Source organism: Micrococcus luteus, assembly GCF_022664405.1.
Taxonomy (GTDB): domain Bacteria; phylum Actinomycetota; class Actinomycetes; order Actinomycetales; family Micrococcaceae; genus Micrococcus; species Micrococcus luteus.
Genome location: NZ_JAKRLB010000053.1, coordinates 1 through 849 on the forward strand (window position 1 = coordinate 1; position 849 = coordinate 849).

Sequence of the window (849 nt, forward strand, 5' to 3'; positions counted from 1 at the left end):
TCATCGTGGTGATGTCCTTTCGAGAGTGCTGTGGAAGGTTCGCTCGAAGGCTCCCACGGTGACCGCGTCCGTCTCGAAGATGGTCGTGGCCACCGGGGAGGGTTACACCACTATCCGGGACTCAACTTCCTCGAAGGCGTGCTCGCGCTGCGGGACAGTCAAATCCACGCTGTCCCTGGCCGAGCGAACCTTCGAGTGCGAGGCCTGCCACCTGGTGATCGACCGCGACGTGAACGCCGCGATCAACATCCGGGCGTGGGCTGTGCAGGAGGAGCGTGGAGCAGGGGTCGAGCTCGCCCGAGGCCGTCGGGAGAGTCGAAACGGACGTGGAGCTGCTGTCTCGGGCCCGCCATCTGGCGGGGCCGCGGGGCAGGGGCGTGGAAGCGTCAAGCCCGCACCCCAGGGTGTGGGCATGTCCAGCCGGGCAACTGGCTGGTCATCCCAACCCCCCTCAACCGAAGGGGAAAGCGCAGTGCGCGGAGCATCCGCCCTGGCCAGGTAGTGGAAGCCCCGCGCACGCAGGGATGAGCCCAAGATCCCCGACCCCAACAACATTGTGGTCGGGGAAGCCCCGCGCACGCAGGGATGAGCCCACGGGCACGTCGTCAAAGTCGGTGAGCCCGTCGGAAGCTCCGCCCGCGCAGGGATGAGCCAGACTCCCAGGGGCATTCACGGCTCCTGGGTTGAGCTGTCGTAGGGATCTGGGCTGGTCCCCGGTCCTTCCTAGGGCGTGTTGCTAAAGGGTTCGGGGACGTGGATGCGCGAGTCTGGGGTCATGTCGCGTGATGTCATCTCGGACGAGGTCTGGGCCGTGATCGGCCCGCTGTTCCCTGCCCCGAAGTCCACGGG

General features: G+C 66.9%; 1 protein-coding gene. It reads left to right on the forward strand.

Annotation, left to right across the window (positions count from 1 at the left end; translation table 11 throughout):
• The first annotated feature begins 79 nt into the window (after window positions 1-79).
• A complete protein-coding gene (locus MF605_RS12150; protein ID WP_422614629.1) occupies window positions 80-502 on the forward strand; it encodes a zinc ribbon domain-containing protein in 423 nt (140 codons plus the stop codon).
• The last annotated feature ends 347 nt before the right edge of the window (window positions 503-849 follow it).